Annotated in this window: 26 protein-coding genes, 1 tRNA gene and 1 pseudogene; 12 read left to right on the top strand and 16 right to left on the bottom strand. The window is 70.3% G+C overall.

Annotated elements, in window-relative coordinates; translation table 11 throughout:
- Positions 1 to 30 precede the first annotated feature (30 nt).
- The 7 genes from HNR21_RS11765 to HNR21_RS11730 all read left to right on the top strand — a co-directional run bounded on the left by HNR21_RS11765 (position 31) and on the right by HNR21_RS11730 (position 8,691).
- On the top strand, positions 31 to 1,515 hold the full coding sequence (locus HNR21_RS11765; RefSeq protein WP_182705222.1) for a potassium/proton antiporter: 1,485 nt from the start codon (positions 31 to 33) through the stop codon (positions 1,513 to 1,515).
- A 228-nt stretch (positions 1,516 to 1,743) separates the two neighbouring features.
- Positions 1,744 to 2,043, top strand: a complete 300-nt coding sequence (locus HNR21_RS11760; RefSeq protein ID WP_119727204.1) for an FmdB family zinc ribbon protein — start codon at positions 1,744 to 1,746, stop codon at positions 2,041 to 2,043.
- Between the two features lie 1,068 nt (positions 2,044 to 3,111).
- Positions 3,112 to 5,250, top strand: coding sequence for an MMPL family transporter (locus HNR21_RS11755; RefSeq protein WP_182705221.1), 2,139 nt, complete (start codon positions 3,112 to 3,114; stop codon positions 5,248 to 5,250).
- 89 nt (positions 5,251 to 5,339) lie between these two features.
- Positions 5,340 to 5,711, top strand: a complete 372-nt coding sequence (locus tag HNR21_RS11750; protein WP_119727201.1) for a cupin domain-containing protein — start codon at positions 5,340 to 5,342, stop codon at positions 5,709 to 5,711.
- A 70-nt stretch (positions 5,712 to 5,781) separates the two neighbouring features.
- Positions 5,782 to 6,591 (top strand): S-methyl-5'-thioadenosine phosphorylase, encoded by an 810-nt coding sequence (locus HNR21_RS11745; protein WP_182705220.1) that lies wholly within the window; start codon positions 5,782 to 5,784, stop codon positions 6,589 to 6,591.
- Between the two features lie 528 nt (positions 6,592 to 7,119).
- A complete protein-coding gene (locus tag HNR21_RS11740; RefSeq protein ID WP_246442100.1) occupies positions 7,120 to 7,920 on the top strand; it encodes an SAF domain-containing protein in 801 nt (266 codons plus the stop codon).
- A 369-nt stretch (positions 7,921 to 8,289) separates the two neighbouring features.
- The gene (locus HNR21_RS11730; RefSeq protein WP_182705219.1) at positions 8,290 to 8,691 is read left to right on the top strand and encodes an NUDIX hydrolase; all 402 of its coding nucleotides are present in this window, start codon (positions 8,290 to 8,292) and stop codon (positions 8,689 to 8,691) included.
- Between the two features lie 46 nt (positions 8,692 to 8,737).
- On the opposite strand, the gene HNR21_RS11725 is transcribed toward HNR21_RS11730, so the two are convergent.
- Entirely contained in the window at positions 8,738 to 9,781 is a 1,044-nt protein-coding gene (locus HNR21_RS11725; protein WP_182705218.1) for a D-alanyl-D-alanine carboxypeptidase family protein, read from the bottom strand.
- A gap of 462 nt (positions 9,782 to 10,243) precedes the next feature.
- Between HNR21_RS11725 and HNR21_RS36620 the strand changes: the two are divergent.
- Positions 10,244 to 10,342 (top strand): annotated as a pseudogene (locus tag HNR21_RS36620) (IS5/IS1182 family transposase); the annotation flags it as partial.
- Between the two features lie 302 nt (positions 10,343 to 10,644).
- Here the strand turns inward: HNR21_RS36620 and HNR21_RS11715 are convergent.
- Positions 10,645 to 11,082 carry a hypothetical protein gene (locus HNR21_RS11715; protein WP_182705216.1) on the bottom strand — a complete coding sequence of 146 codons (438 nt, stop codon included), beginning with the start codon at positions 11,080 to 11,082 and terminating at the stop codon, positions 10,645 to 10,647.
- 711 nt (positions 11,083 to 11,793) lie between these two features.
- Between HNR21_RS11715 and HNR21_RS11710 the strand changes: the two genes are divergently transcribed.
- Positions 11,794 to 12,480 (top strand): hypothetical protein, encoded by a 687-nt coding sequence (locus HNR21_RS11710; protein WP_182705215.1) that lies wholly within the window; start codon positions 11,794 to 11,796, stop codon positions 12,478 to 12,480.
- Here the strand turns inward: HNR21_RS11710 and HNR21_RS11705 are convergent.
- Positions 12,375 to 12,803 carry a helix-turn-helix domain-containing protein gene (locus tag HNR21_RS11705; RefSeq protein ID WP_182708604.1) on the bottom strand — a complete coding sequence of 143 codons (429 nt, stop codon included), beginning with the start codon at positions 12,801 to 12,803 and terminating at the stop codon, positions 12,375 to 12,377. The two genes, HNR21_RS11710 and HNR21_RS11705, sit on opposite strands and share 106 nt — an antisense overlap.
- A 79-nt stretch (positions 12,804 to 12,882) precedes the next feature.
- On the opposite strand from HNR21_RS11705, the gene HNR21_RS11700 reads away from it, so the two are divergent.
- Positions 12,883 to 13,332, top strand: coding sequence for a hypothetical protein (locus HNR21_RS11700; RefSeq protein WP_182705214.1), 450 nt, complete (start codon positions 12,883 to 12,885; stop codon positions 13,330 to 13,332).
- 159 nt (positions 13,333 to 13,491) lie between these two features.
- Here HNR21_RS11700 and HNR21_RS11695 read toward each other — a convergent pair.
- Positions 13,492 to 14,306, bottom strand: a protein-coding gene (locus HNR21_RS11695) for an IS5 family transposase (RefSeq protein WP_182705030.1) whose coding sequence is annotated in 2 segments (ribosomal slippage) — positions 13,492 to 13,964 and positions 13,964 to 14,306 — 816 coding nt in all. Because the reading frame shifts where the segments join, the coding sequence is not laid out codon by codon here.
- A 313-nt stretch (positions 14,307 to 14,619) separates the two neighbouring features.
- On the opposite strand from HNR21_RS11695, the gene HNR21_RS11690 reads away from it, so the two are divergent.
- Positions 14,620 to 14,692: transfer RNA gene (locus tag HNR21_RS11690), tRNA-Arg, on the top strand.
- Positions 14,693 to 14,820: 128 nt separating this feature from the next.
- On the opposite strand, the gene HNR21_RS11685 is transcribed toward HNR21_RS11690, so the two are convergent.
- The 12 genes from HNR21_RS11685 to HNR21_RS11630 form a co-directional block, all read right to left on the bottom strand.
- Positions 14,821 to 16,269: a tyrosine-type recombinase/integrase gene (locus tag HNR21_RS11685; protein WP_182705213.1), complete on the bottom strand. Its 1,449-nt coding sequence runs from the start codon at positions 16,267 to 16,269 to the stop codon at positions 14,821 to 14,823.
- A complete protein-coding gene (locus HNR21_RS11680) occupies positions 16,269 to 16,469 on the bottom strand; it encodes a helix-turn-helix transcriptional regulator (protein WP_182705212.1) in 201 nt (66 codons plus the stop codon). The genes HNR21_RS11685 and HNR21_RS11680 overlap by 1 nt, the downstream gene beginning before the upstream one ends.
- Positions 16,470 to 16,507: 38 nt before the next feature.
- Positions 16,508 to 18,085, bottom strand: coding sequence for a YfjI family protein (locus HNR21_RS11675; RefSeq protein WP_182705211.1), 1,578 nt, complete (start codon positions 18,083 to 18,085; stop codon positions 16,508 to 16,510).
- Positions 18,082 to 18,966, bottom strand: coding sequence for a bifunctional DNA primase/polymerase (locus HNR21_RS11670; RefSeq protein WP_220500133.1), 885 nt, complete (start codon positions 18,964 to 18,966; stop codon positions 18,082 to 18,084). Before HNR21_RS11670 ends, HNR21_RS11675 begins: the two co-directional genes overlap by 4 nt.
- 356 nt (positions 18,967 to 19,322) lie before the next feature.
- Positions 19,323 to 19,577 (bottom strand): hypothetical protein, encoded by a 255-nt coding sequence (locus HNR21_RS11665; protein ID WP_182705210.1) that lies wholly within the window; start codon positions 19,575 to 19,577, stop codon positions 19,323 to 19,325.
- A gap of 24 nt (positions 19,578 to 19,601) precedes the next feature.
- Positions 19,602 to 19,880: a hypothetical protein gene (locus HNR21_RS11660; protein ID WP_182705209.1), complete on the bottom strand. Its 279-nt coding sequence runs from the start codon at positions 19,878 to 19,880 to the stop codon at positions 19,602 to 19,604.
- Positions 19,881 to 20,025: 145 nt separating this feature from the next.
- Entirely contained in the window at positions 20,026 to 22,266 is a 2,241-nt protein-coding gene (locus tag HNR21_RS11655; RefSeq protein ID WP_182705208.1) for a cell division protein FtsK, read from the bottom strand.
- Positions 22,266 to 23,354, bottom strand: a complete 1,089-nt coding sequence (locus tag HNR21_RS11650; protein ID WP_182705207.1) for a DUF2637 domain-containing protein — start codon at positions 23,352 to 23,354, stop codon at positions 22,266 to 22,268. The genes HNR21_RS11655 and HNR21_RS11650 overlap by 1 nt, the downstream gene beginning before the upstream one ends.
- Before the next feature lie 59 nt (positions 23,355 to 23,413).
- Positions 23,414 to 23,809 (bottom strand): RRQRL motif-containing zinc-binding protein, encoded by a 396-nt coding sequence (locus HNR21_RS11645; RefSeq protein ID WP_182705206.1) that lies wholly within the window; start codon positions 23,807 to 23,809, stop codon positions 23,414 to 23,416.
- Position 23,810: 1 nt separating this feature from the next.
- On the bottom strand, positions 23,811 to 24,260 hold the full coding sequence (locus tag HNR21_RS11640; RefSeq protein ID WP_182705205.1) for a DUF3307 domain-containing protein: 450 nt from the start codon (positions 24,258 to 24,260) through the stop codon (positions 23,811 to 23,813).
- Positions 24,260 to 24,565: a WhiB family transcriptional regulator gene (locus HNR21_RS11635; protein ID WP_182705204.1), complete on the bottom strand. Its 306-nt coding sequence runs from the start codon at positions 24,563 to 24,565 to the stop codon at positions 24,260 to 24,262. The genes HNR21_RS11640 and HNR21_RS11635 overlap by 1 nt, the downstream gene beginning before the upstream one ends.
- Positions 24,566 to 24,680: 115 nt before the next feature.
- Complete coding sequence (locus tag HNR21_RS11630; protein WP_182705203.1) at positions 24,681 to 24,824, bottom strand: hypothetical protein; 144 nt, start codon at positions 24,822 to 24,824, stop codon at positions 24,681 to 24,683.
- Positions 24,825 to 24,950: 126 nt separating this feature from the next.
- On the opposite strand from HNR21_RS11630, the gene HNR21_RS11625 reads away from it, so the two are divergent.
- Complete coding sequence (locus HNR21_RS11625) at positions 24,951 to 25,280, top strand: helix-turn-helix domain-containing protein (RefSeq protein ID WP_220500132.1); 330 nt, start codon at positions 24,951 to 24,953, stop codon at positions 25,278 to 25,280.
- Positions 25,281 to 25,342: the final 62 nt, after the last annotated feature.

Genomic DNA, 25,342 nt, shown 5'->3' with positions numbered 1-25,342 from the left:
CTCTGATCGCTCGGCCTCGAAGGGTGGGATGTGCGGCTCGACATCTGGTTGCTCGTCGGGGCCGCACTGGTGCTCGCCGCGATCCTCGCGGTGCGGGTGTCCCACCGGCTGGGACTGCCCAGCCTGCTGGCCTACCTGGGGCTGGGGCTGCTCATCGGCGAGTCCGGGTTCGGCATCCAGTTCGACGACGCCGAGCTGGCGCAGACGCTGGGCTGGGCCGCGCTCGTCCTGATCCTGGTCGAGGGCGGCCTGACCACGAGCTGGCGCAACGTCAGACCGGCCGTGCCGGTGTCGCTGGTGCTGGCCACGGTCGGGATCGCGATCAGCATCGTGGTCGTGGCGGCCGCCGGGCACTGGCTGCTGGATCTGGACTGGCGGCTGGCGTTCCTGCTCGGCGCGGTGCTGGCGCCCACCGACGCGGCGGCGGTGTTCTCGGTGCTGCGCCGGCTGCCGATCCCGCACCGGATGGCGGGGATCCTGGAGGCCGAGTCCGGGTTCAACGACGCCCCCGTCGTGATCCTCGTGGTGCTGCTCAGCGCGACCGGCGGGCACGACATGGCGCCGTGGACGATGGTCGCGCTGGTGGTGTACGAACTGGCCGCCGGGGCCGCGGTGGGGCTGGCGGTGGCGTGGCTGGGGATCCTCGCGGTGCGCCGGGCGGCGCTGCCGGCCTCCGGCCTCTACCCCATCGCGGTGCTGTCGCTGGCGGTGGGCTCGTACGGGGCGGCCACCCTGATCCACGCCAGCGGCTTCATGGCGTGCTACCTGTGCGCGCTGGCGCTGGGGAACGCCCGGCTGCCGCACCGCCCCGCCACCCGGGGGTTCGCCGAGGGCATCGCGTGGCTGGCGCAGATCGGGCTGTTCGTGATGCTGGGGCTGCTGGCGTCCCCCTCCGAACTGCCCGGCCAGATCGTCCCGGCGCTGATCGCCGGGTCGGTCCTGGTCCTGGTCGCCCGGCCGCTGTCGGTGTGGCTGTCCACGATGGGCTTCGGGCTGGGGCGTTCGGAGAAGGCCTTCCTGTCCTGGGCGGGGCTGCGCGGGGCGGTGCCCGTGGTGTTCGCCACGGTGCCGATGTCGGAGGGCGTGCCGGGGGCGGACCGGCTCTTCGCCCTGGTCTTCGTGATCGTGGTGGTGTTCACCCTGCTCCAGGGGCCGACGCTGCCGCCGGTGGCCCGCCGGCTGGGCGTCACCGTGGAGGGCGAGGCCGTCGACCTCGACGTGGAGGCCGCCCCGCTGGAGGAGCTGAAGGCCGACCTGCTGGAGGTCCGCATCCCGGAGAACTCCGGTCTCGCCGGCGTGGAGATCTTCGAGCTGCGCCTGCCCGCCGAGGCCTCCATCACCCTGATCGTCCGCGAGGGCCGCAGCTTCGTCCCCGGGCCCACCACCACCCTGCGCGGCGGCGACACCCTGCTCGTCGTCACCACCGCCGACGTCCGCGAGACCACCGAACGCCGCCTGCGCGCCGTGAGCCGCCGCGGCAAACTGGCCGGCTGGTTCGGCGAGACCGGCGATTGATCCTCGACACCGGGTCATGTCTTCGGCCTGGACGGCCGGTCTTCGGTCCCGGCATGGCCACGGGAGATCGGCGTGCGGGAAGATCTCGGGAACGTCGTTCGGCCTGGTGGGCGGCGGGTGAGGGATGCCGTGGGGTGAGCATCGCGGCGCGAGCAGTACTATTAGCAGTCGACTGATGAGAGTGCCAGTCTGCGGTCTTGCGCGGACTGTGGCGGCAAGGAGGAGACCGTGCCGACGTACCAGTACGTTTGCACCGATTGCGGCGAGCCCCTTGAGGTCGTGCAGAAGTTCAGCGACGACGCGCTGACCGAGTGCCCGGCGTGCAGCGGCCGGCTGCGCAAGGTCTTCTCCGCGGCCGGGATCATCTTCAAGGGCAGCGGCTTCTACCGCACCGACAGCCGTGGCGGGAGCGGCAAGTCCACCGCCGCCTCCACCACGTCGTCCTCGTCGTCCTCGTCGGGCAGCGGCTCGGACTCCTCCTCGACCTCGTCCAGCACGTCGAGCAGCAGCGACTCCAAGGTCGCCTGACCGCTTCACCACCGCCCCGGTGATCCCCGCCGATCACCGGGGCCTTGCCGTGCCCGCTTTCGCCGGGGGTGTAGCCTCCTGCACCGCCACTTCGGGTGCAGGCACCACTGCGCTCTCCCCGCCTCCTCACGAAGACTCGGGTCATCCACAACGCCGACCGTGAGGAGCCCGGCCATGTCGCACTCTCCCCTCCCGAGCCACAGAACGGCTCACCACCGACACCACAGCGGGCTCACCCGCACCACTGCCGAACGCTGCGCGTCCCCCGCCGCCCCGAACTCCCGGCAGACCCCGGCCCCTGACGCGACTCCGCCGCCTTCGGCCTCCGGAACGCATCGGCCGCCACGTCCAACCGCCTGACGCGCCTCCGCCACCTCCGGCATCCGGCCGGCCAGGCGAGGACACGTACTCCAGCCGACGTAGAGCGGGCGGGGCGCTGCTCCAAGCGATGCACCGCCGTTCACTCCCGCTGGACGACGCGCCGCCCGGCTGCTTCCCCCGACCATCGGGTCATGCCCACGCAACGGAACGAGCGCCCCGATCCGGCCATCACGGTCATGCAGCACCGTGCCAGGCGGGCAGGGGTTTCCGGATGCCCTCCGCTCGTTGCCGCCGCCCGAGGACGCACCCCAAGACCCCGTCGCCAAGTGCCCTGGTGGTGTCGATCCGGTTGATCGGAGACGGACGTTCGGTGCGTCCGGCATCGACTGACGAGGCGACCGGCGCGTGCCTCGTGGCCGCTTTGGCGACGCGGCCCAGGGCGGTGAGGCAGAGGGGCATCGGTGGGGCCGGGGCCGACCGTTCGAGAAGGGCGGCGCTGGTGGGGCGCGTATCGGTGCCGGTGGGAGCGAGTGGTCGGGGGGTCGTGGGGCAGGGGTGGGGGCCAGGGCCCTGTCAGGGGTGGTTCAGGGATGGGCCAGGGCGGGTCCCCGATGCCCCGGAGGGGCGGGGGTGACGAAGGTTGAAGCGAGCGGGGCGGGCCGGACGGATCGAGACAGCACTTGACTCCTCTCGCACAGCGAGACAATCTCCGAAGCCAAACGCGACATATCTCGAAAAGGGGAAAGCATGGCTGGATCAGGTCAGGAGCCGCCGGGCGGGGTGTGGGCCCGGCTCGCCGCGCTGCCCGCGGGCAGACGCGGCAAGTGGGCGGTGCTGGCGGTGTGGGTCGTCCTGCTCGCGGTGCTCGGCCCGATGGCCGGTCGGCTCGGCGAGGTCGAGGAGAACGACGCGGCGGCCTGGCTGCCCGGCGGCGCCGAGTCCACCCAGGTCGCCGAACTGGAGGAGCGGTTCCGTACCGAGGAGACCGCGCTGGCCGTCATCGTCTACGAACGGCCGGACGGGATCACCCAGCAGGACCGCGCCAAGGTGCGGGCCGACCTCGGCGCGCTGGGCGAGCTGCCGGGGGCGCGGCAGCCGCAGGGACCGATCCCGTCGCAGGACGGCAAGGCGCTGCAGGTCCTCCTGCCGCTGACCGACACCGACCTCATCAAGGCCGTCGACGAGGCCCGCGAACTGGTCGAGCGCGGCCCGCCCGGGCTGAACGCGCACGTCACCGGGCCCGCCGGGGGCGGCGCCGACATGATCAAGGTGTTCGAGACCATCGACGGGTTCCTGCTGATGGCGGCCGGGATCGTGGTCATCGTGCTGCTGCTGTTCATCTACCGCAGCCCGGTGCTGTGGCTGGTCCCCGTGCTGAGCGCGCTGGCCGCGCTGGGACTGGCGCAGAGCATCGTCTACCTGCTGGCCGAGCACGCCGGCCTGACCGTGAACGGGCAGAGCGCCGGGATCCTGACCGTGCTGGTCTTCGGGGTCGCCACCGACTACGCGCTGCTGCTGGTGGCCCGCTACCGCGAGGAACTGCACCGCCATCGGGACCGGCACGAGGCGATGGCGTTCGCGCTGCACCGCGCCGGGCCCGCGATCGTGGCGTCGGCCGGCACCGTCAGCCTGGGCCTGCTGTGCCTGATGGTCGCCGCCCTCAACTCGACCGCCGGGCTGGGGCCCGTCGCCGCCGCCGGCGTGATCACCGCGCTGCTGGCCATGACGACGCTGCTGCCGGCGCTGCTGGTGATCTTCGGCCGGTGGCTGTTCTGGCCGCTGGTTCCCCGGTACGACGCCAAGTACCTGGCCCCGGAGGCGTACGAACGGGAGCACGGCGTCTGGGCCAGGGTCGCCGGCCTGGTCGGCCGCCGTCCGCGCCTGCTGGCCGGGGTCGTCGCGCTCGTCCTGGCGGGGATGACGCTGGGGCTGGGGTCGCTCAAGGCCGAGGGGCTGAGCGACGCCGGGCAGTTCGTCGACAAGCCCGACTCGATCGTCGGCGCCGAGGTCGTGGCCCGGCACTACCCCGGGGGCTCCGGCTCCCCCACGGTCGTCATCGGGAACGCCGCCGCGGCCGCGCCCCTGGCGGAGGCCGTCCGCGGCACCACGGGCGTGGCCTCCGTCGGTGAGCCGCGTACCGCCGGTGACCTGGTCCGCTACGAGGTGACGCTGCGCGACCGCGCCGACAGCCAGGCCGCCCGGGACACCGTCGAACGGCTCCGCACCACGGTCGACGCGGTGCCCGCGGCCGACGCCAAGGTCGGCGGCGTCACCGCCACCACCCTCGACACCAACCGGGCGGCCTCCCGCGACAACCTGGTGATCATCCCGATCGTCCTGGTGGTGGTGTTCGGCATCCTGATCGCGCTGCTGCGCTCCCTGGTGGCGCCGCTGCTGATGATGGCCACCGTGGTGCTGTCGTTCCTGGCCACGCTGGGGGCCTCGGGGCTGATCTTCCAGCACGTGTTCGGGTTCGAGGGCACCGACGCCGGGTTCCCGCTGCTGGCGTTCATCTTCCTGGTGGCGCTGGGGGTGGACTACAACATCTTCCTGATGCACCGGGTCCGCGAGGAGTCCCAGTCGCTGGGCACCCGCCGGGGCGTGCTGCGCGGCCTCACCGTCACCGGCGGCGTGATCACCTCGGCCGGGCTGGTCCTGGCCGCCACGTTCGCGGCGCTGGCCACCCTGCCGCTGGTGTCGATGGCCGAGATGGGCTTCGTGGTCGCCTTCGGCGTCCTCCTCGACACCATCGTCGTCCGCTCCCTGCTGCTGCCCGCCCTGTCGTACGACCTGGGCCGCCGCATCTGGGCCCCGAGCCGGCTGGCCCGCCACGACCCGTCCCCCGACCCCGGCGAGCCCCACCGCGTCCTCCAACCGATCGCCTGACCCCCGGGAGGCGGCCTCGCAGCGGTGCCGGACCGCTGCGAGGCCGCCTTCGTCATGCCGGTCGGGAGGGCTGCTACCGTCCGGTTTCCATGGACGACGGCGTTTACGTGGGCAAGGCGGACCGGGACGCGGCGCTGGACCGGGGATGGCTGCTCGGGCACTTCAAGGACCCGTCGGACCTGCGCCACAGCGACGCCGTGGAGATCAAGTGGGGCGTCCATCCGCGCGGCGACCGGCGTGCCCGGTGGACGACCGGGGAGGAGCGCACGGCGCTGCTGGTGCTCATCAGCGGGCGTTTCCGCCTGGACTTCCCGCACCGTTCGGTGACGCTGTCCGAGCAGGGCGACTATGTCGTGTGGGGCAAGGGCGTGGACCACTCCTGGTACGCGGAGGAGGAGTCCGTCGTCCTCACCGTGCGCTGGCCCTCCATTCCCGGATACCGGGTGGACGCCGAGGGCTAGCCTCTGGAGGGTTTTCCACAATGCGCACCGGGACTCCCGGTGCGGGCGGGCGCTGGCTAGGGTCGGCGGCATGGCTACCACGACTGCTGAGATCGGGGTCATCGGCGGCTCCGGGTTCTACTCGTTCCTCGACGATCTGGACGAGGTGACGGTCGAGACTCCGTACGGCCCGCCCAGTGATCCGATCGCGGTGGGGACGGTCGCCGGTCGCCGGGTGGCGTTCGTGCCCCGGCACGGCCGCGACCACCGCTACCCGCCGCACAAGATCCCGTACCGCGCCAACCTGTGGGCGCTGCGCTCGCTGGGCGTCCGGCAGGTCATCGCCCCCAGCGCGGTCGGCTCCCTGACCCCCGCGCACGGCATCGGCACGCTCGCCGTTCCCGACCAGCTCGTGGACCGCACCTACGGGCGGATCCAGACGTACTACGACGAGGGCGCCGCCATCCACGTGTCGTTCGCCGACCCGTACTGCCCGACCGGCCGCCGCACCGCCGTCGCCACCGCCCGGGAGGCCGGCTGGGACCCCGTCGACGGGGGCACCCTCGTCGTCATCGAGGGCCCGCGCTTCTCCACCCGGGCCGAGTCGCAGTGGTACGCGGCGCAGGGCTGGACGCTGGTGGGCATGACCGGCCATCCCGAGGCGGTCCTGGCCCGCGAACTGGCCCTCTGCTACACCCCGATGTGCCTGGTCACCGACCTGGACGCGGGCATCGAGGAAGGCGAGGGAGTCACCATGGAGGAGGTCTTCCGCGTCTTCGCCCAGAACGTCGACCGCCTGCGCACCCTGGTCGTCCGGCTGATCGAGACCCTCCCGGCCGACCGTTCCTGCCCCTGCCCCCGGACCCTGGACGGCATGAAACTCCCCATCGAGCTCCCCTGACATTCCGCCCGCCGGACGCCCCGGGCCCGCTCGGCGTTTCACATCTCACGGCGAATCCGACATCACACGGCCGGTGCCGCTCACGGCGGCACCGAGGAATGTCCAACGTCGCGGACGTCCCGCGCGCGAACCCCCACGCGCTCGCGTGCTGCCGCAACGGCACCCACGGGGCGCCGAGCAGTCGGGCGGCGGCGAAACGCGGCCAGCGGCACCACACCCCGACCACATCCGCGATGCCCCCATGGCACCGGACACACGATACGGACGCACCGGCTCGCTCCGGCGGCGGACGGCACGCGGCATGCGAACGACACGGACGGCGAGAACGCCCGACCACACGGCACAACGGCCCATCGACAACAGACAACAGCACGGCACATACGGACGACGCGGGCGGCAGGAACGCCCGGTCGTACGGCATGACAGTCCATCGGCGACAGACGACATGCGGCATACGGATGGCGTGGGCGTCGATTGTTCGCGCCCTCGCCCCCTCGGAGAAGGCGTTCAGCCGAGAAAGGAGCAGACATGAAAGGTCGCACGGCCTCTTCACCGAAAGGCGGCATGAACCTCTGGGGCAGGCGCTTACTGCGTCACCGGCGGCCGGTGGCGGCGCTGCTGGCGGCGCTGTCCGTGGCGTTCGCGGTGGCGGCCGTCCGGCTTCCCGGGCCGGCCGGTGTGCGGGTGCTCGTCGCGGCACGCGACCTGCCGGCGGGCACCGCGCTCCGGCCCGGCGACCTGCGCCCGGCAGTCCTGCCCGCCACGGCGGTTCCGGACGGGACGATCCGTGCGCGCGTCACGGGACGGATCCTCGCCGGCCCGATGAGACGCGGGGAGATCATCACCGATGCGCGCACGGTCGGCAGCCGGCTCCTGGCCGGGTACGGCCCGGATGTGGTGGCCACCCCGATACGCCCCGCCGACCCCGGCACGGTGCGTCTCCTGCGCCCCGGCGACCGGGTCGACGTCCTGTCCAGCGACGCCCCCGCCGATCCGGCCGACCCCGGTGTCAGCCTCGACGACCTGCATCCGAACGCCCCCACCTCGCACACCCGGGCGGAGCCGGAGCCGCCGGATCCCTCGGCCGGCACGTCCCGGCCTCCCGTTCCCCCATCGAACGGCGCGGCCCGGGCAAGGGTGGTCGCAACGGCCGTCCCAGTGATCGCGGTCCTCCGCGAGGACCCGGGAACAGGCGAGCCCGGCGGCCTGATCATGCTGGCCACCACCCGAGAACAGTCCGCCGCCCTGACCGCCGCCTCAGGCACACGCCTCGCGGTCGCACTCGTGACCACCCCGCGCACCACCGGAGCACACCCCCCGCCTCCCTGACCCGACCACACGCACCCAGCGCCCTCCGGGCGAAGGGTGCACTCGACCAGGCCAGGGAGAACACGACGACGACAGACCGTCCACACCATGTGTCCGGGCAAGCGAGACACCCGTCCGGGCCGTTCGCTGCCGCCATTGCCCCCGGAGGTCCAGCCCGCCACCATCTGAGTCCCACGGCCCGGGCGTCCGTGCGGGCCGTGGGCCTTCAAGCCGATCAAGTCCGCCCAGGCCCGCCGGTGCGCGGTCAACGCACCCCACCTGGTGGCTCTGCGCCGCGCGGGAGCGACCTTCACAGGCGGCGGACTCCTCGAACGCCCCCGCGAACACGCCGTGTGAACCCGCCCGCCCATCACCGACAGGAGAACGACGATGGCCGCGACCATTGACAAGATCGCCTGGATCCATCTGGACGACGGCAGGATCCTCAGCACCCGATCACGCGGCAAGGACGTCTACTACATCCCCGGCGGAAAACGCGAGCCCGGCGAAACCGACCTCGACACCCTCGTCCGGGAGATCCGGGAGGAGCTCGCCGTCACCATCGTCCCCGCCACCGCCCGGCACCTGGGCACCTTCCAGGCCCAGGCGCACGGCCACGCCCACGGCGTCATGGTGCGGATGACCTGCTACACCGCCGACCACCAGGGAACACCGGTCCCCAGCAGCGAGATCGAAGAACTCGTCCGGCTCGCCTACCGCGACCGCGACCGCGTGTCCCCCGTCGACCAGATCATCTTCGACCACCTCCATCGGACCGGCCGGCTCCACTGACCCGGACCACGAACCGATCCACGGGCCGACCGCTCCTCGTGGGCGGTCATTCGGAGCCGTACTCCCAGTGCCAGGGTTCGAAGGGGTTGCTGTAGGCCCAGCTGGGATGGAACCAGCCGTATCTGCGGGAGTTGGCCTCCATCCAGTTGAACTGGGCGGAGCCGGAGATCTGGACGCCGCCGCAAAGGTCCAGTGCGGTGCCCAGTCCGTGGTTGCTGCGGCCGGGCACGGCGGCGAACCCGGGACGCTGGTAGTAGACGCGCTGCTGGTCCGCCAGGCTCCGGTACGAGTCGGTGACGCAGATGTCGCGGCCGAAGTGCTTCTTGTAGGCGGCGTTCAGCTTGTAGAAACCCCGGGCCGCGTCCGCGCGCAGTTGCTCGCCCCTCTGGGGCAGGTCGCACAGGTACTTGGCGGGGATCAGGCCGTTGGGGTACTTGCGGGCGTCGGCGACCAGATCCTTGGGACACTCGAGCAGCAGCCTGCGTTCACGGCTGACCTCGAGCTTGTCGAGCATGGCGGTCAGCTGGGCGGTCAGTTCGGCCGACCGCTGCTTGAGGGCCTGGATCTGCTGCTGCAGCCTGGTCTGCTCGACCGCGTTCCGCGACTGGAGCTCCTGCGCGGTGGTGGCCAGTTGCTGGTAGCGGCGCTGCAGCTCGTCGGCCCGGCGGATCAGCGCCTCCTGCCCGTTCGCGATGTGCGTCAGGTCGGCGGCGACCCGCAACGCCGACTCCGAACCCTGCGCCGAGAAGATCACCATGGAGCCGCCGACGCTGGGGGTCTGGTACATCGTGTTGGCCAGCCGGGCGAGCGGCCCCCGGATCCGGTCCAGCTCCGTCTCGGCCTTGCCCAGCTCCTTGAGCGTGTCGCGCAGCTTGGCCTGCGACTCGGCCAGCTCCTTCTTACGGCTCTCCCACTCCTTGGTGGCCTTCTCAAGGTCCTCGCGCGCCTTGTCGGCCTCGCGGCGCAGTTCGTCGACGGGGTCGGCCGCCACGGCCGCCGCCCACACCGAGCCTTGCGGTGCGCAGACCACCGCCAGCAGCGTCATCGCCAGGACGAACGCCCTCAGCGGCGCTGATCGCGGGACCAGCACGTGCGTGTCCTCCGGGTACCAGGGTGAACGGATCGCACGAACGCTACTACACGTTCGTATCTGAGACCGGGCGTAACCATGCCCAACACGCCTTTTCGAACACTGTTCTATCCCGCCCGAACACCACCGTCCGACGCCTCCGCCCAGGTGCCGGAGTACTGGCGGGCCACCCCTGAGGAGACGCGGTCGTCCTTAGGGAATCCAGTGTCATCGACCACCCATGCCACCGAACGACCACGCCCGCGGTCCGCACCGTCAACCGCCACTGAATCGCGGAGAAATCCCAGGTCGAGAAGACCATGAGCTGCTGCACCCTCTGATGATCCGCCCTCAGCCGCTCGGCCATCGACCGCATCGATCCGCACCGCCCGTCCAGCAGCAGATAGGTCACTCCCCTCGGCCCGCCGATCACGGCGCACGTCAACGGCGGGAACACCTGGGTCGCGAACGCCCTCCAGCCACCACCGAAAGATCCGTGCCCGCGCCGAACACCTTCTGGCCCGGCTCAAGACCTACAAGATCATGCGCGACCACCGCCGCCCGTCCAGGCCACCGCACAATCGCCCTCACCGGTCGAACCGCCAACCGGTCGGCAGCGACGCCCGGATCAAGTTACGAGACATCGCTCAGGCGGCGATCACTCGATACTCAGGGCGGCGCACAGCCATCAGAGCAATCCGCGAGCACCTCGGGCACATGAGCCCCCGGCCGGCTGCTGATCGGACCGCAGGGCGAGGCAAGGCGGCCTTGGGCGGAGGCTCCGCATCAACGCCAGAGCTCACGACGTGCCCCACGCAGCGTGCCTGGCCATCAATCGACCGAGTGCGAGCCCGAACGCCTCTGGACGGACCAGAGAGGTCCCGTCAGTCCCTGTCGTGGTCGTCGTAGTCGTAGCCGTGACGTTCACACCAGTGCCGCACCCAAGGGTTGCGCCGTCCGTACTCGGCACAGATCTCCGCCTCCGGCCGTCTGGTCTGCCGGCCCGGTGGCCTGGTCGTCACCTGAGGCCGCGGCGCCTTCCTCTTGACCTTGGGCTGCGGTGTGGCCTCGTTCCGCTTGGGCGGCACGTATTCCCCGAACGTCGGATGGACGGTGGGGGTCGTCCGCGGCACGGCCGATTCGACCTGCTCGCCCGCAACCGCTCGCTGCGGCTTGCGCTCCGCCTCCGGATCGGGCCACAGAACGACGACCCCGCCCAGCACCAGCCCGGGAACGACGAGGGCACCGACCAGCGCCCTTCTCCCGCGCGCGAGCCGCCGCCACCGGACGGGCGCGGGCTTCCCACGATGCTGACCTGTCACGACATGGAAGGGTATCGACCTCACCACAACCGAAACAGCCCAACCAAACACACCACAGACACCAACGACCGCATCCCACCCCAACGCTCACCCCGCCGCCCCACGCCCGAGCACTCCGCCCCCAGCCGACTACTCTCCGCGTACGCCGCACCCCAACCAACGAAGCCCCAGGCCACCCGCCCCACCACCACGAGGACGCTCCCCACCCGCAGCCAGACCACAGACCGCCCCAACCCCAACCGACCGCCAATCGAGAAGCGTTCACGAGAAGCACCCGCTACCCTGATCAGTGGCCGCAGGACCGCCCGGAGCACGAACGCACCGCACGCGGGCGACGACCAACCACCCCGCACGGCCGCCGGATCGACTCCAGTAGGCTCTACCTGCGCCAGGCCCCCGTAGCTCAGGGGATAGAGCAACGGTTTCCTAAATCGATCACGCGGGTTTTCCCGCCCGCGAAGATCTCCCAGCCAGGACACTCACAGCCCGCCTGATCAGGGCGAACGCTCCCCCAGTCCCTTTGCAGCCATAGGCAGCCATATGCCATCGCATGCGGCCGGTTGTCAGCGTTCGCGGAACATACGCGGAATGATCTTGGCGCGTTTGCGCAGGTGAGCACGGGAGCGCCAGCGCCCATCCCGGAGAGGCCGATACGAGACCGAGGCACCGGCGTGTGAACGTCATGTCCGTAGCGTCTGGTTGGATGCGCGCATGACCGCTCATGACGTGGCGCAACTGCTACCGGACATCGCCAGGCTCCATGACCTGTGCCGATCCCTGGCAGTGCTGGAGGCGATCCTCAGCCCCGAGTGGGAGTACCGCTACTACTCCTTCAATGCGGACTGGTCCTGCGAGGAGGAGATGGCCTCGATGCGCAACGGCTCCGGCGACGAGTACTCGATCATCTTCTCCCCGGCCGGTGCGTATGTCCGCGGCTTCGCCCATGAGTCGGTGATGAGCCCGTACGCGAACGAGGACCACGAGCCGTGGCCCGGAGTGCTCGACTCGGTTCCCGAGGTCTTCCGGAGCTGCGTGCAGGAGCCGGCCTTCTGCGATGAGAACGGCGTCCCGATCGTGACCGTCTGTCTGTGGCGCCAGGCCGACGACGACCGCTGGCATGTGGGCGAGATCGACTACCCGCAGAACGAAAGCGACCCTGACGGATCGGCAGACCTGTTCGGACTACTCACCAATCCGTCCCCCGAGGCTTATCAGCAGTTCGCCGAGGACTACTACGAAGTCCCCGTAGACCTCGAGGCGGTACGCCACATCTACGCGCTCCACCCCCTGACTCAGGATCTCGTATCCCGGCTGAATCCAGAGATCCTCATCGGCGACTTGACCGAAGACCTCGCGCAAGCCCGGTACCCGACAGCGGACAGCGCCAACGGCGCATAGTCCGAGCGAGATGGCGCCATCTTCGCCGGGGCGGAACAGCCAAAGGGGTTCCGCACGAGACGGAACCCCTTTGCAGACGCCCGAGGGTCAGGCGGCTCACGCACCAGGCCGGCCAACCGCTCGAACTCCCCAGCTTCGAGCCCCAACGCCCTCAGCAGCCGGACCACCACCTCGGCATCAGCGACCCGCCACCCCGTCTCCACCCGAGACACCGTCGGCTGCGGCACCCCAGCCCGCCGAGCCAACCCCGCCCCCGACAGCCCAGCAGCCACCCGCAACCGCCGAAGCTGCCGCCCCACCTCAGCCAGCCGCTCGTCACCCATAACCGAGCGTTCTACCACCAGCCGCCAAGCCATCTCATCGCGTTGACATTCAAGTCGCCGCTGACTGACCCTTTCGCCTATGGACGGCGGTGAGCGGTTGAGCGAAGAGGACTACGCGTCCATCCACCGCGCCGGACGACTGCTGGCCGAGCAGGGATGGGGCGCCGTGGTCACCCTCAACCAGATGATGGACGCCTGGCGAGAGCTCGTGGAAACCCTCGAGCAGGAGGAGTACGACAGCATCTTCGCCTACGAATGGGACCATGACCTGCGCTGTCGGGACTGGCTCCACACCGCCTGGCCCATGCTCACCGCTCGGATCCAGGAACTGCGCGCGCCAGAGCTCCAAGCCCTCGACGACCGCTACCGACAGGCGACCGTCCCTCTCCAAACCCCCGACCAGCCATCCTGCGACCCGCACGATCCCCCGACCCGGTGGTGGCACCATCGCCGTCCCCGAGTGGTCAACACCGACCACTCGAAAGACCTGCCACGGTCATGGTCTCTTCCCGAAACACCGATCCCCTGACCAGACCACCGGCCCCATGACCACGGCAAGGCTCTGCGCACCAAGCGGTGCACGGCACCTTCACCGATCCCTCACACGAACGCGTCTGACCAGCAGGTCCGCGGCTCGCAGGAGACCGAACCTGCCGGATGAGACCTCCGATGTGGCTAAGAGCGTGTCCTACGTGGTGAGCTTGATGAGTCGCTTGTAGCAGGTGAGGGCGGCGGCCAAGCCGAGGAAGGCCAGGTAGTTGCGGGGATGGCGTTCGTAGCGGAGGGTCAGGCGGCGGTAACCGAGCAGCCAGGCGATCGTCCGCTCGACGACCCAGCGGTGCCGTCCCAAGCGGTCATCGGGTTCGATGCCCTTGCGGGCGATGCGGGGTTTGATCCGCTGTCTTGCCAGCCATCGCCGCAGGTCAGTCTGGTCATAAGCCTTGTCGGCATGGAGCTTGCCGATTCGTCGGCTCGGCCCTTTCTCCGATGCCTGTCTCATATGGCCGGCGACCATCGGCCTCAGGCCGTGGCCGTCGTGGACGTCGCCGGCCGAGAGGCCGACCATGAGGGGCAGCCCCCGCCGGTCGGACAGAACGTGCAGCTTGGAACCCGGCTTACCTCGGTCCACGGGGCTCGGACCTGTGTGTTCGCCCCCTTTTTGGCCCGTACGTGGGCCGAGTCCAGCACCGTGCGAGACAGATCGAGCAGATCCCGGTCGGCGAGCCGGTCCAGCAGCGCCTGGTGCAGCCGACCCCATACCCCGGCCCGCGACCAGATCAGGAATCTGCGGTGCACGGTGGACTTCGATGCCGGAAAGCATGGCGGTAGATGCCGCCATGCACATCCGCTGACCAGGACATACACGATCGCTGCGAACACCGCTTCATCATCGATGTTCGCCGTCCCGCCACCCTGCGGACGCTTGTTCGGCCGCGGCAGCAAGGGCCGTACGACCTCCCACAGCCCGGCGGGGACGATCCAGCTCCACTGTTCATCTGGCACGCCAAGATCAACGAGCGGTCACCACGTAGGACAAGCTCTAAGGTGCTGCCGCGGGGCTTCCGGTGCTCGGGCCGTGGCCGGCCCTGCGCTCCGGGTCCCCTTGCCCTCTGGCAGCGCAGGTGCTGTCTCAGTCGTGGCCGACAAGAGTTCCAGCCAGATAGCCCCGCGCAGAACGCTCGGTTGGCGTCGTACCCTGTATCCGGACGACGGCCAGAGCCGCCGGACCTTGCCGGGCCGCAGTGCAATATGCATGCAATGATCACGCTGCGCTGCGGACGGCCGGGCGGGTCCGCTAGGCTCTGACCAGCATCAGGCCCCCGTAGCTCAGGGGATAGAGCAACGGTTTCCTAAACCGTGTGTCGCAGGTTCGAATCCTGCCGGGGGCGCCTCGCCAGACCAGCGCAGAACAGCGCCCTACCTGCGGGAACGCGGTAGGGCGCTGTCGTGTGTTGTCCGGCTGTCTACGGCTGGCGTCGGCTTCCTACGACTGTCTGTGCCGAATACGTGCCGAAGTTCAGGGAGCCTTGGGGGTGCCCTCCTGGCTGCCGTCGCCGTCGCCGGGTTCCTCGCGTAGGGCTTCCTCGATGCGTCGCCGGGCGGCCTTGTCCTGACCGACGATGCACTTGGCGTAGACACGCAGCAGTACATCGACGCTGTGGCCGGCCCACTCGGCGACCTGGGTCGGAGGTACGCCACCGTTGAGCCAGGTGGACACGCAGGCGTGCCGCAGGTCGTACGGTCGTTTCGCCAGCGGCGAGGCGTACTCGGCTGGGCTGAACACGGCCTTGCGAGCGGCTTCCCACGCGCGCCGGTAGGTGATCATCGGGAGCTCTCCCCCACGGATGCCGTAGAACACCCGCCCGTCCGGTCCCGGGCCGAACTTCTCCAGGTGCGAGCGAAGCAGCTTGGTCAGCGGTGGGGGCGTCGGCACTCGGCGCCACTCCCCTTGCGCGCGGGCCTTGAGTCGGCGCGTCTCGCGGCGGGCGCCGTCGTCGGTCCACTCGGCGCCGGGCTCCGATGCGACCTCGCAGAAATAGAGCTCTCCCCAGTCATCGGCGGGCGGCTCCCACTTCTGGGTTTCTTCGTTCCACACCAGAGGCGGAAGGGTGATGTTCTCGACGCGCAGGTTGACGGCCTCTTCCGGCCGTAGACCGGCGTAGTACATCATCGCGAAGAACGCAACCAACCGCGGGCCACTCCGCCCCTGGGCGCGAACGGCATCGAGCAGCCGCCGCGCTTGGGCGGGATTCACCACGGATCGGCGGTCTACCTCGTGAGACGCTTTGGGCGCCTTCCACTTGGTGGTCTTGACCGGATTCGCGGCAAGCAGCTTCCGTGTGATCGCGTACTCGCAAGCGTTGTGGAGTACGGCACGGTTGCGGGCGACGGTGGTAGCGGCGGCCGGTTTCCCGTCCTGCTTTGTGGCGATGGCATCGAGCACACAGCGGAACACGTCCGGGTCCGCCAGGGCCATCACGGGTTTGGTGTTGCGTGACAGCCACTTGAGGACATGGGTGTATTCATCCGGGCAGGCATCACGGTTCTTGGTGTTGAATCCCCACTTGCGCAGAGCCTTGCGGATCTCGCCGTCATCCGGCTTCCCCCGCTGGCTGGCGAGCATGGCCAGCGTTGCGGCGGTGAGTGCGCGGGCAATGTCGCGGCGGTACTTGCCGGCGGCGTGTTTCCATTTCATGTCCACATAGGACACGGCGAAGTCGTACCACGTGGTGTTGTGGTTGCCGCGCGCCCACGAAACCGGCCGCCCCGTGGTGAGGTCGAACGCCTCGCCCTTGCGCGCGGCGGTGCGCAGCTCAGCTTTGAAGCTGTCGGCCTGCGCCTTGACGCGGAAGGGCTCTTTCCACGTCTTGGTGCCGGTCTTCCATCGGACGGTGTAGGTCGTGACGCGCTTGCCGCGGTAGACCTCGGTTTTGTAGATGCGAACGTCGTACGTGATGGTGTTCATCAGGCGGCGTTGTCCTTACGGGCGTCCCACCAGGCATCGAGGGCGTCTCGGCTGATGCGGAGACCCCCGTTAGGGACCTTGACGCTCTCGGGGGCGAGTCCCTTGGCGCGCCACTCGTAGAAGGTGGATCGGGAAATCTTGATTTCGGCGCACACCTCGGCGACGGTGAGCCATTCGGTACGGCGACGGGAAGTCTTCATGTGGCGTTCCCCTCGTTCGGCGTTCGGGTGATCGGTTGTCACTGGGTGGCCGGCGGCGTGCTTGGTGGCTGTGCGCCGGCGTGCAGGCAGGGGTGAACGTGGTAGGTCGGGGACGGGGGGCGCCCGGGGCCTTTGCGTTCGGGTGCGGGTTGGTGTCGTATCCAGCCGTGTTCCTCCAGGAGTTCGAGGCCGGGGCGAAGGTCGGCCACCTTGCGGTAGGTGGCGCTGCGGATGCCGTTGAAGAGCTGGCGAACGGTGAACTGTTCAGGCCGGTGCTTCTCCAGCCATGCATGAATGGTCCGGGCGGCTTCCAAGTCGGGATCGGCGCCCATGGCGTCGAATACGGCGAGTGCGTGTTGGGCGTAGTACTCGCCGATGGTGATGGCGGCCTTGATGGTGTCGGCGCTGATCGGGTGCCGGTACCCGTCTTCGATGTGCTGGGCGAGGTGCAGCAGTCCGGCGATGCGGGCAACGGCGCCGTCGTACTTGCTTCCCCAGTCGGCGATGTGGGCAAGGTCGCCGGTGTGGGGCCGCAGGCGTTCCTCGGTGCGCTGTCGGTGCGCCAGGAACACGGGACGCGCGTCCGGAGCAAGCAGCAGCCGGGCGGGGTCATCCCAGTCGTGCATCACGCTGACGAGCCGGGCGAGGTTGGCGGCGTAGGTCTCGGTGATCCGGTCGGGAACCGGGTCGGGTTCGGCTTCCCGGTATCCGACGTTGCTGGGTGGGATGGCGTACAGGATGCGCGCGAGCAAGCCCTTGCCGCGGAAACCGGGGGTCCGGGCAAGGTCGGCGAGCACTTCGGGCTGAACGGCGATCCCGAGCGTGAGCGCCGGCCGGTCGATGTGCTCGGCTGGCCGGCCTTGCCGGTCCACCCTGAGCATGTCGCCGGCATGGCCCTTCAGGAACACGCCCAGGTTGGGCGTGCTGGAGTAGCGGCCGGCCATGATGTTGAAAATCTCGCCTTCGGCCGACAACACCGCCAGCCGGCCACCCTGGGCAGCCAACAGCGACGTTGCCGTTTCCGGCGTCACGTCGTCCACCACGAGTTTCGGTTGGACAGGCACTGTGATGGACTCGGCAACCATGGCGGCATCGGTCGCTTCGGCCAGCTTGTCCGGGTCACCACCCGGCTTGCCGCTGTTGGCAGCAACGGCGGCGGTCTTCTCAGCCGCGGCGCGCGCCACCCGAAGCGCCAACTCGGCCTCGATGATGCGCGGCTTGATGCGCTCGATCAGGTCTTTCTCGGCGGCGAGCAAGGGTTGCGTCATCGCCCGGAACACCGGCGACTTGCGGGAACCGGGCGGCATCGCCACCACGGTGAAGATGTTCACCGGCTCCACCCACGAACCGCGCACGTTGACCAGCGCCCGACCGCCCGCGGCCGTCGATAGCGCGGCCAGCGCCACGCACGCGGCAAGATCGGGCGGGGTCTGGGTTTCCTCGGCGACCGCAGCCACCATGGCGCCCACCCATTCGGGCAAGGCGTCGGTCGGGAACGTCGGCAGGGTGCGCCGGCGAACGCCCAACGGTACGGGGTCGTCCCAGGGCTGGGCGTGCAGGGCGGCCAACTGCTGATCGGCGCCCACCGCGGCGAGGATCTGGTCAGCGCTGGTCATGCCGCCCCCATCCGCGGCCGGCGAGCGCCCGAGGTGAAGCCGCTGCGAATGGTCGCCTCGCACTCGCGCGCCGACAGTCCGATGTGCTGGCCAGCCGCAAACAGGCAGTCGAACACCAACGGTTCGGGCAGCATCCCCGCGGCGGCGAGCTGGCCCAGCGCGAACGCCGCTTGATTCAGGGTGTGATTGCGGTTGCCCGGGGTCGCGTCGAGAACGCGCTGAACCTCGCCGCGCAGCGCGGCGCCGGCGTAGCCCGCGGCGTGCTCCCGCGGTATCTCCGGCATCCTCGCCGGGCCGCCGGCCGGCCGGTCCGACGCGGTGAGCAGGCCGGCCAGCCACCCGGGCAACGGGGCGGGGGCGGCATCGCTCACAACCGTGTAGGCGCGGCCGGCGACGATGCTTCCCGCGGCCACCACGTAGCCACCACGGGCGCGGGTGTCGATCAGCCAGCCCAACCGGCCGGCGCTGTTGCGCAGCTCCAGGCCGGCCAGCGCGGTGAAGTACAGATGCATCCCGCCGCGGCCGGTCCGCACCGTGTACGTGTCGAACGGGAACGGCTGGCCGTGCCGCTCGCACAGCGCCGCGAACACGTCGGCGCCGTCGTTGATACCGGGTTCGCGCGCCCACTCGGCCGGCGGACGCTCCCCCGCCTTCGGTACGTCCAGGTCCACCACGATCAGCCCAGACGGGCCGCACGCGATCCCGACGTTGTATGCGGCGTGCTCCCAGCACCGGCGGATGCGGGCCTTGTCGACAGCGGTCGCGCGGCGTTCCCAGTCAGCACGCAGCGCCGGCCGCTTGTCGCCGGGCCGCAACGGGAACACGCACCACCCGCGTTCGGCGTGCGCGAGCGCAGCCCTCATCAGGCCGGGGGCGGTCACTCCTGCTCACCTCCCGCCGGCTGGCATGGCGGGGCCGGTCGGCCGTCGTAGTTGTTGACGTACGTGCCGTCCGGAAGCCGCCACTCGGTGAACCATCGGCGCCCGTACGGCGAAGGACGCTTCTGGGCGTGCGTGCCGCAGCGCTCGCAGGTGGCGTTGTATGCGTCGCGGCGCTGCCACTTGTGCCGCGGCCGACGGGTAGGAGAGTCGAGTGTGGCCGGCGGGGTCGGGACGGGCGGACTCTGGTGTGACATGGTGAGAGTGCTCCCTTCGTGGCCTTCGGGCCTGATCGGTTGGGGCAAGGGGTGGCCCGGCGGGCGTGCTTGGTGGCTGTGCGCCGGGCCACCTTCCTGGCCTTACGGCTGGGGAATGCTGGGTCGTCCCGGCTGGGTGGCGTCCGCGCCGGGTCCGGGCTCGATCAGGTAGAGGTCGAAGTAGCGGCGGGCGCCACCGCCGCGGCGGTTGGGGTAGGCCGGGGAGATCTCGCCGACCTGGCAACGACCCTCGGACAGTTCGGGCAGCAGCCGGGACAGGAGTTCGGCGACCGAGCCGGCGTCATCGCCCTCGCCGGACAGGCGGACCTTGACGACGCGGACCTTGGGGGCGTTCATGGCGGTGCTCCTCTGCGTGGTGGGTCAGCGGGTGCGGCGGTCGCGGTCGTGGGTGTGCTTGAGGTAGGTCCAGATGCGGCGGCCGGTGCGGATGCGGGCGCCGTTGCCGCCGCAGCGGTTGCAGTAGCGCCACGCGCGGCCGGACGGTGAGCGGAACTTGCCGGCGCCGTCGCATTTACGGCATGACCCAAACGGCCAGATCACGCAGTGGATCACGTAGGCGATGCCGGCGAGCGTGGCCAGCGCCAGCAGCGCGGCGGGGTGGGTGGCGGTGTCGGTAGCGGCGGCCAGCAGGGCGGGCATGGGGGGCCTCCTGGGGGCTGGTCTGGGGTTTTTCGGGCAGGCGGGGCTACGGGCTACATGCCTGATCACGGGCGGGTTTGGGGTCTACGAGGGGGGTCTACGGGTAGCGGGGGCGGGGTCTACCCGTAGACCCCTCTCCGACCGGTCACCGTCCGGCGTTCTGGGTCTTGTCGAGGGCGGCGGCGATGTGCTCGCGGACGATGCCGCGGCTGTTCTCCCGCTCGCCGTTAGGGCCGGTCCGATTCACCTGCACGGTGCGGATGCCGTACGGCTTGAGGGCGTTGGCCAGCGCGGTGGCCTTGGCGGTCTTGGCGTCGGTCTCGCTGGTGTTCGGGGGCAGGTCGGCCCACGGCCCGTACACGGCGGGACGCAGGTCGGCGAGCCGGTCCACCAGCACGTGAGACCAGATCTTGTCTTCGGTGTCGGTGGTGACGGCCAGGATGTCGGCCAGGATGGTGGCCTCGTCGCCGGTGTCGGGGGTGTGGTCGGTGCCGGCCGCGTATCCGGTCAGGTAGCCGGTGGCCTTGCGCATGGCGCGGGCGCGGTGGGCGATGGTCTCGGCGGTGGGGGCGTCGATGTACATCGAGCGGACGATGCGAGGGTGGTCGCCCTCGCCGCGCAGGTAGCAGATGCCCTTGTCGGACAGGCTGAACATGGTGGCCTTGATGCCGGTCTTATGCGCCGACGTGCCCAGCACCATGTCGTTGGCATCGTGGTCCATGACCTTGAGGCAGATCCGCATCCCGGCGTTGGCGGAGATGGGCTTGGGCAGGGACTTGGCGTCGGGGCGCTGAGTGGCCAGGATCAGCACGATCCCGACCGCCGGGCCACGCTTGACCAGGTCGGTGCAGATCTCCTCAAACTCCGCCCCGTGCTTGGGGTGTTCGAACCACACCTGGCACTCGTCCACCCCGACCACGATCGGATGCAGCCCCAGCGCCTTGTCAGACGCCAACTCCGGGGTGACCTTGTTCTCCGGGCAGCGGTCCTTGGGCAGGTTGCGGATCACTTTCGTGCGGCGGCGCAGCTCCGTGCGCAGGGCGCGCAGGTCGGCCAGCGCGTAGGCGATGTCCTCATCTTCGTCGCCGGCCCGGTAGGCGTGCGCGACGGGAGCGAGTGGGGACAGGTCGCCGGTGCCCTTGAGGTCGTAGACGTGCAGTTCGGCGCGCACGTCCAGGCCGGCGATCAGCAGCAGCAGACGCAGGATGAACGTCTTGCCCATGCGCGGGATGGCGCCGATGATCACCGACACGAACATCAGCGTGACCTCGACGAACCGGCCGCGCTGGTCGGTGCCGAACGGGGCGGGCTGGAACAGGTCCGCCTTGCCGACCTTGGCCAGTGGCCACGCCGGTTGCTTGGTCTTGGACATCGGCCGGTCTCCGACCCACAGCACCAGTCGGCCGGCGTGCTCGTCTTCCTCGCCCGGTTCGGGCCACACACAGCCCAGCGGGCGACGCAGCCCGGACGCGAGCTTGGCGCGGCGTTCCATGATGTCGTTGGCGGTCACCCCGTACGGCAGGTCCAGTTCCACCCGCCAGCCGGGGCCGTCGCGGGTGATCGGAGCGGGGAACCAGTCCTTGCCGCCCGTAGCGGCGACCGCCTTGTTGATCTCGGCGATACCGAGCGATGCCAGCGCCCGAACCACGATTTCCGATGTGATTTTCGGGGCCTTGGTCGAGACGACCGCGGTGTCGAGAATGCGCTTGTCCTGTGGGGTGCCGATCCAGCCCAGCACCGCCACCAGTCCGGCCAGTACGCCGGCCTGCGTCAGTCCATCGGCGGCCATCACTGCCGAGGCGGCCAGTCCGGTACCGGCCAGTCCGGCGCCGGCCACGATGCGGCGCCACCGCACGCGGTCGTCACGCTCGCGCAGCAGCTTCAAGTAGGTGTCGGCGTCCTTGCGGTCGGCGGCGTGCATCCGCAGCGGCATGGCTTCGGCGTCGCACGTCCATCGCCACGTGCCGATCAGCACGCGCCACAGTCCGCGCGGCGAGCGCAGTGCCAGCCGCAGCCCGTACAGCGGGACGCGGGCGGCGTGGTAGCCGGCCACGTGGCCGGCGTAGCCGACCGCCCACCGCGCCGTCGCGCGGGCTTCGTCGCGGTCGCGCAGCCATGGGGCGATGATCGGTCGGCGCTGCCCGGTGTCGGCCAGCATCCGTGCCCGGATGTCCGGCCGGCCGGTGTCGGGCTGGTCAACCAGAACCGTGCCCTCCAGCACCTCGCCGGCGTCGTGGTCGGCGCCGTCCGGGTCGCTGGTCGCCGGGGCGGGCGGGAACGGCGGGCGGGCGCCACCATCGGCGCCGGCCGCCGCAGTGGCAGGCGGGGCGGGGTCAGGGCGAACAGGCAGGTTGATGACTTCGCCCATGGGCTCGTTGGTGGTCATCAGGCGTCACCTCCGGCGGCGGCCATAGCGGGTTCAGGTGCGGGTTCGTGGGTGGGGTTGGTAGTGGTCAGGACGCGGGCGCGCAGGCGGGCGCCGGTGCGTTCGGAGACCTTGAGGCGGCGACCCAACTCGGCGCCGGTCATGTCCGGGTTGGCGGTCAGCAGCGCACGCGCCTTGTCCGCCAGCCGGTCACTTCGCTTGGCGGACTTACCGCTGGTCCTGCGGGCAGACGGACGGGGCCGCTTCATGGCGGACACTCGGGGCGTGCCGGCGTCCGGAGCGCTGTCCGCCGGTGTGTCGGGTGCGTTGTCCGGCGTGTTGTCCGCTTTGGTGTCAGGGGTCGTGTCGGCCATGCCGGCGGCCGGCGTGTCCGACGTTCCGGCCTCCAGGGCTGGCCGGCCAGTGTCGGCCAGCGCAGTCGGTTCACCGGCGGACGGGGCGTCACCGAGGGCGGGGGCCAGTTCGCCGAGTCGGTACAGGGCGCGGATACGGCGGGGCGCCTTCCACCGCCACGCCACCGTGCCGTAGGTGTCCTGTAGGTCGGTTTTCACCAGCAGCCGGGCACGCTCGCGTTCCAGCGCGGTCGGGTAGCTGCGGATCTCCCACAGCACCATCCGGCGCCACAGCGCGGCCGTCCGGATCGGTGCCAGCAGCCACCGTGACGCCCGGATGCGATCCATCCGAGTGCCCGCGGCGATGCCGGCGCGGACCTTGACCACGTGCGCGGCGATCTCCACAGCGGCCACCCACAGGCACGGCAACAGGGCGTGCGCCACCTGGCCGAACACCGTGTCCTCGCCGGCCACATTCAGGTAGACCGTCGCGGCGGTCAGCGCCCAGACGATGAACCGCAGCCACCGAACCCGCATGTCGAGACGGGCCAGCACGATGTCAAGCGCGGCAAAGATCGCAATGCCCAGGTCGATGCCCAGCGGCACCGTCCAGGCCAGCCGGCCGAAGGACGGTTCGGCGGCGTGCATCACCGCGGCGAAGCTGTTGATGAAGCCCAGCAGTCCCAGCGCGCCGACCAACGCGGCCACCACGCATACGGCGGTGAACTCGTTGCCCGACAGCGCGCGGGCCTTCACGTCGCGGTCATCACCGGGCGGGGCGCCGAAGGACGGGGGCGAGGTCGAGTTGAGGGGGGTCATGACGCGATCTCCCATGCGTCGGCGCAATCCAGGCAGACGCCCGAACGGCGCGGCAGGACGTAACCGGCGTCAGCGCCGCACTCGGGGCAGACGCGGCGAGCCTTGAGGGCTTTGGCCAGCGCGGCGCGCTGGGCAGGGCTGGCGGTCCGCTTGGGCAACGCCAGCCGAACGTCGTACAGGTAGGCGGCACGGACTCCGCCCGGGGCGTTGTACCGGCGCGACCGCCACAGCACTTGACCGGCGATCGTCTGGCCACCCGGACGCAGCCCGCGGGCGGCGAGCTGGCGACGGGTCAGCAGGTGCGGCGGCGCCATCCGCCACGGCCAGGTAGGAACGCCGTAGCGGGTGCCGGCGGGGTCGAAGAACGCGGCCATGGTCCGGTGGGCGGCCATCTCAGCCCACCCCCAGGCAGGCGATCAGGGCGGCGACGAACAGCCAGCCGATGTGCCAGGACTGGTCCAGGGCGTAGGCGCCGGTACCGGCCGGCGCGGCGGCACCGTCGCCAAGGGCGGCGAACTCGCCCTTGCCGACCCACCGGGCCAGCCGCATGAGGGTGGTGCGGCGGTCGGCCCAGTAGTGGGAGATGCCGTCCACCGTCAGCGCGGCCAGCACCGCCCACACGTTCAGCGGCAGTCCCAGTACCACCGCGGCCAAACCGAGGGCGGCGGCCTTGCCGGCGGCCAGCGTCATCACGTGGCGGGCGCACAGCCAGCGGCCACGCCAGCCGGGGCCACCCTTGCCGAGGGCTTCGGCGCTGCGCTGCGCCCAGTGGTCGCCCACCTCGTGGGCGGCGTACAGCGCCACGAACACCGCGGCGAACACGCTTGCGTCGGCGCCGAACATTACGCGGCCTCCCCCAGCGTGAGCGGGAACAGGGTGTCGATCTCATCGGCGGTGAAGCCGGCCCAGATGCCGCGCTCCGGCCGGATGCGAACGGCGTAGTCCAGGCAGAACAGCCGGGCCGGGCACTCCTGGCAGAGCTGCCGGGCGACCTCCTCGCGCGCGGCGCGTTCCTCGTCGGACTCGCTGTCCGGGTTGTCCGGGCCGTCGTGCAGCTCGGGGAGGGCGCTGCACTGGCCCACGTGGTCCAGGTCTTCGATCAGGTCCCAGATGTCCAGGTCGAACATCTGGCTACGCAGGACGTTCACGGTTCGGGACTCCCTTGCTTGGATGGCCGGGTTGGGATCGGTCGGAGCGGGCGCCCTGGCGGCGTGCTTGGTGGCTGTGCACCAGGGCGCCCGTGGGTCTGGTTGGGCGTGCTGGTCAGCCCAGCGCGCCGGCGAACGTGCTGATCGCGGCGACGGCCTTGTTCACGAACTCGGCGGCCTGCGCCGGGTTGTTGAACACGTAGATCGCGGCCACCACGCCGGCGATCATCTGGCCGTACTTCTTCGGCTGCGGGAACATCTCGGACCTCCTTGGGCGCCGTGAGCGCAAGTATTAGCGCTGATATTGGCGCTGTCAACAGCGCCGGTTCTGTGAGTACGCTTCGGGGGTGCGGGATCGGGACTAGTGCCTGTTCAGGAGGGTGCTGTGGGTGACTGGGCGGCCGTCGCGCGAGCGGTCAACGAGCGGATGCGGGAGCTCGACATCACGCAACGGGAGCTCGCCGAACGCTCCGGGATCTCGCCGGCGACGCTGCGAGAGATCCAGCAGGGCACCAACCGCCAGCGCTCTCGCTCGACCCTCGCGGCCATCTCCCGGGCGCTGCGCTGGCCGGAAGACCACTTGCGCCGGATCTCTGTAGAGGGCCAGGCCGACAAGCCCACCGCCGAAGATGCGCCGGCGCTGGCCAGCCTGCGGGAAGAGCTCGCCGAACTTCGCCAGCGTGTCGAAGCGCTCGAATCCCGCTTGGGCAAGTAGCAGAACCGGCAAGGTCATCACCTCCTTCCGAACCCTCGACTCCGGGTCAGCGGGCTCGTTAC

The organism is Thermomonospora cellulosilytica (assembly GCF_014138835.1).
GTDB classification, from domain to species: Bacteria; Actinomycetota; Actinomycetes; order Streptosporangiales; family Streptosporangiaceae; genus Thermomonospora; species Thermomonospora amylolytica.
Note: the sequence above shows the minus strand (reverse complement) of the source record. Positions and strands in the feature narration are given on the sequence as shown.

Bases quoted from the DNA above. Each gene is read 5' to 3' on its own strand.
- HNR21_RS11755 (WP_182705221.1), top strand. From the start codon at position 3,112: ATGGCTGGATCAGGTCAGGAGCCGCCGGGCGGGGTGTGGGCCCGGCTC.
- HNR21_RS11750 (WP_119727201.1), top strand. From the start codon at position 5,340: ATGGACGACGGCGTTTACGTGGGCAAGGCGGACCGGGACGCGGCGCTG.
- HNR21_RS11745 (WP_182705220.1), top strand. From the start codon at position 5,782: ATGGCTACCACGACTGCTGAGATCGGGGTCATCGGCGGCTCCGGGTTC.
- HNR21_RS11740 (WP_246442100.1), top strand. From the start codon at position 7,120: ATGAAAGGTCGCACGGCCTCTTCACCGAAAGGCGGCATGAACCTCTGG.
- HNR21_RS11730 (WP_182705219.1), top strand. From the start codon at position 8,290: ATGGCCGCGACCATTGACAAGATCGCCTGGATCCATCTGGACGACGGC.
- HNR21_RS11710 (WP_182705215.1), top strand. From the start codon at position 11,794: ATGACCGCTCATGACGTGGCGCAACTGCTACCGGACATCGCCAGGCTC.
- HNR21_RS11705 (WP_182708604.1), bottom strand. From the start codon at position 12,803: ATGGGTGACGAGCGGCTGGCTGAGGTGGGGCGGCAGCTTCGGCGGTTG.
- HNR21_RS11700 (WP_182705214.1), top strand. From the start codon at position 12,883: ATGGACGGCGGTGAGCGGTTGAGCGAAGAGGACTACGCGTCCATCCAC.
- HNR21_RS11685 (WP_182705213.1), bottom strand. From the start codon at position 16,269: ATGAACACCATCACGTACGACGTTCGCATCTACAAAACCGAGGTCTAC.
- HNR21_RS11680 (WP_182705212.1), bottom strand. From the start codon at position 16,469: ATGAAGACTTCCCGTCGCCGTACCGAATGGCTCACCGTCGCCGAGGTG.
- HNR21_RS11675 (WP_182705211.1), bottom strand. From the start codon at position 18,085: ATGACCAGCGCTGACCAGATCCTCGCCGCGGTGGGCGCCGATCAGCAG.
- HNR21_RS11665 (WP_182705210.1), bottom strand. From the start codon at position 19,577: ATGAACGCCCCCAAGGTCCGCGTCGTCAAGGTCCGCCTGTCCGGCGAG.
- HNR21_RS11660 (WP_182705209.1), bottom strand. From the start codon at position 19,880: ATGCCCGCCCTGCTGGCCGCCGCTACCGACACCGCCACCCACCCCGCC.
- HNR21_RS11655 (WP_182705208.1), bottom strand. From the start codon at position 22,266: ATGACCACCAACGAGCCCATGGGCGAAGTCATCAACCTGCCTGTTCGC.
- HNR21_RS11645 (WP_182705206.1), bottom strand. From the start codon at position 23,809: ATGGCCGCCCACCGGACCATGGCCGCGTTCTTCGACCCCGCCGGCACC.
- HNR21_RS11640 (WP_182705205.1), bottom strand. From the start codon at position 24,260: ATGTTCGGCGCCGACGCAAGCGTGTTCGCCGCGGTGTTCGTGGCGCTG.
- HNR21_RS11630 (WP_182705203.1), bottom strand. From the start codon at position 24,824: ATGTTCCCGCAGCCGAAGAAGTACGGCCAGATGATCGCCGGCGTGGTG.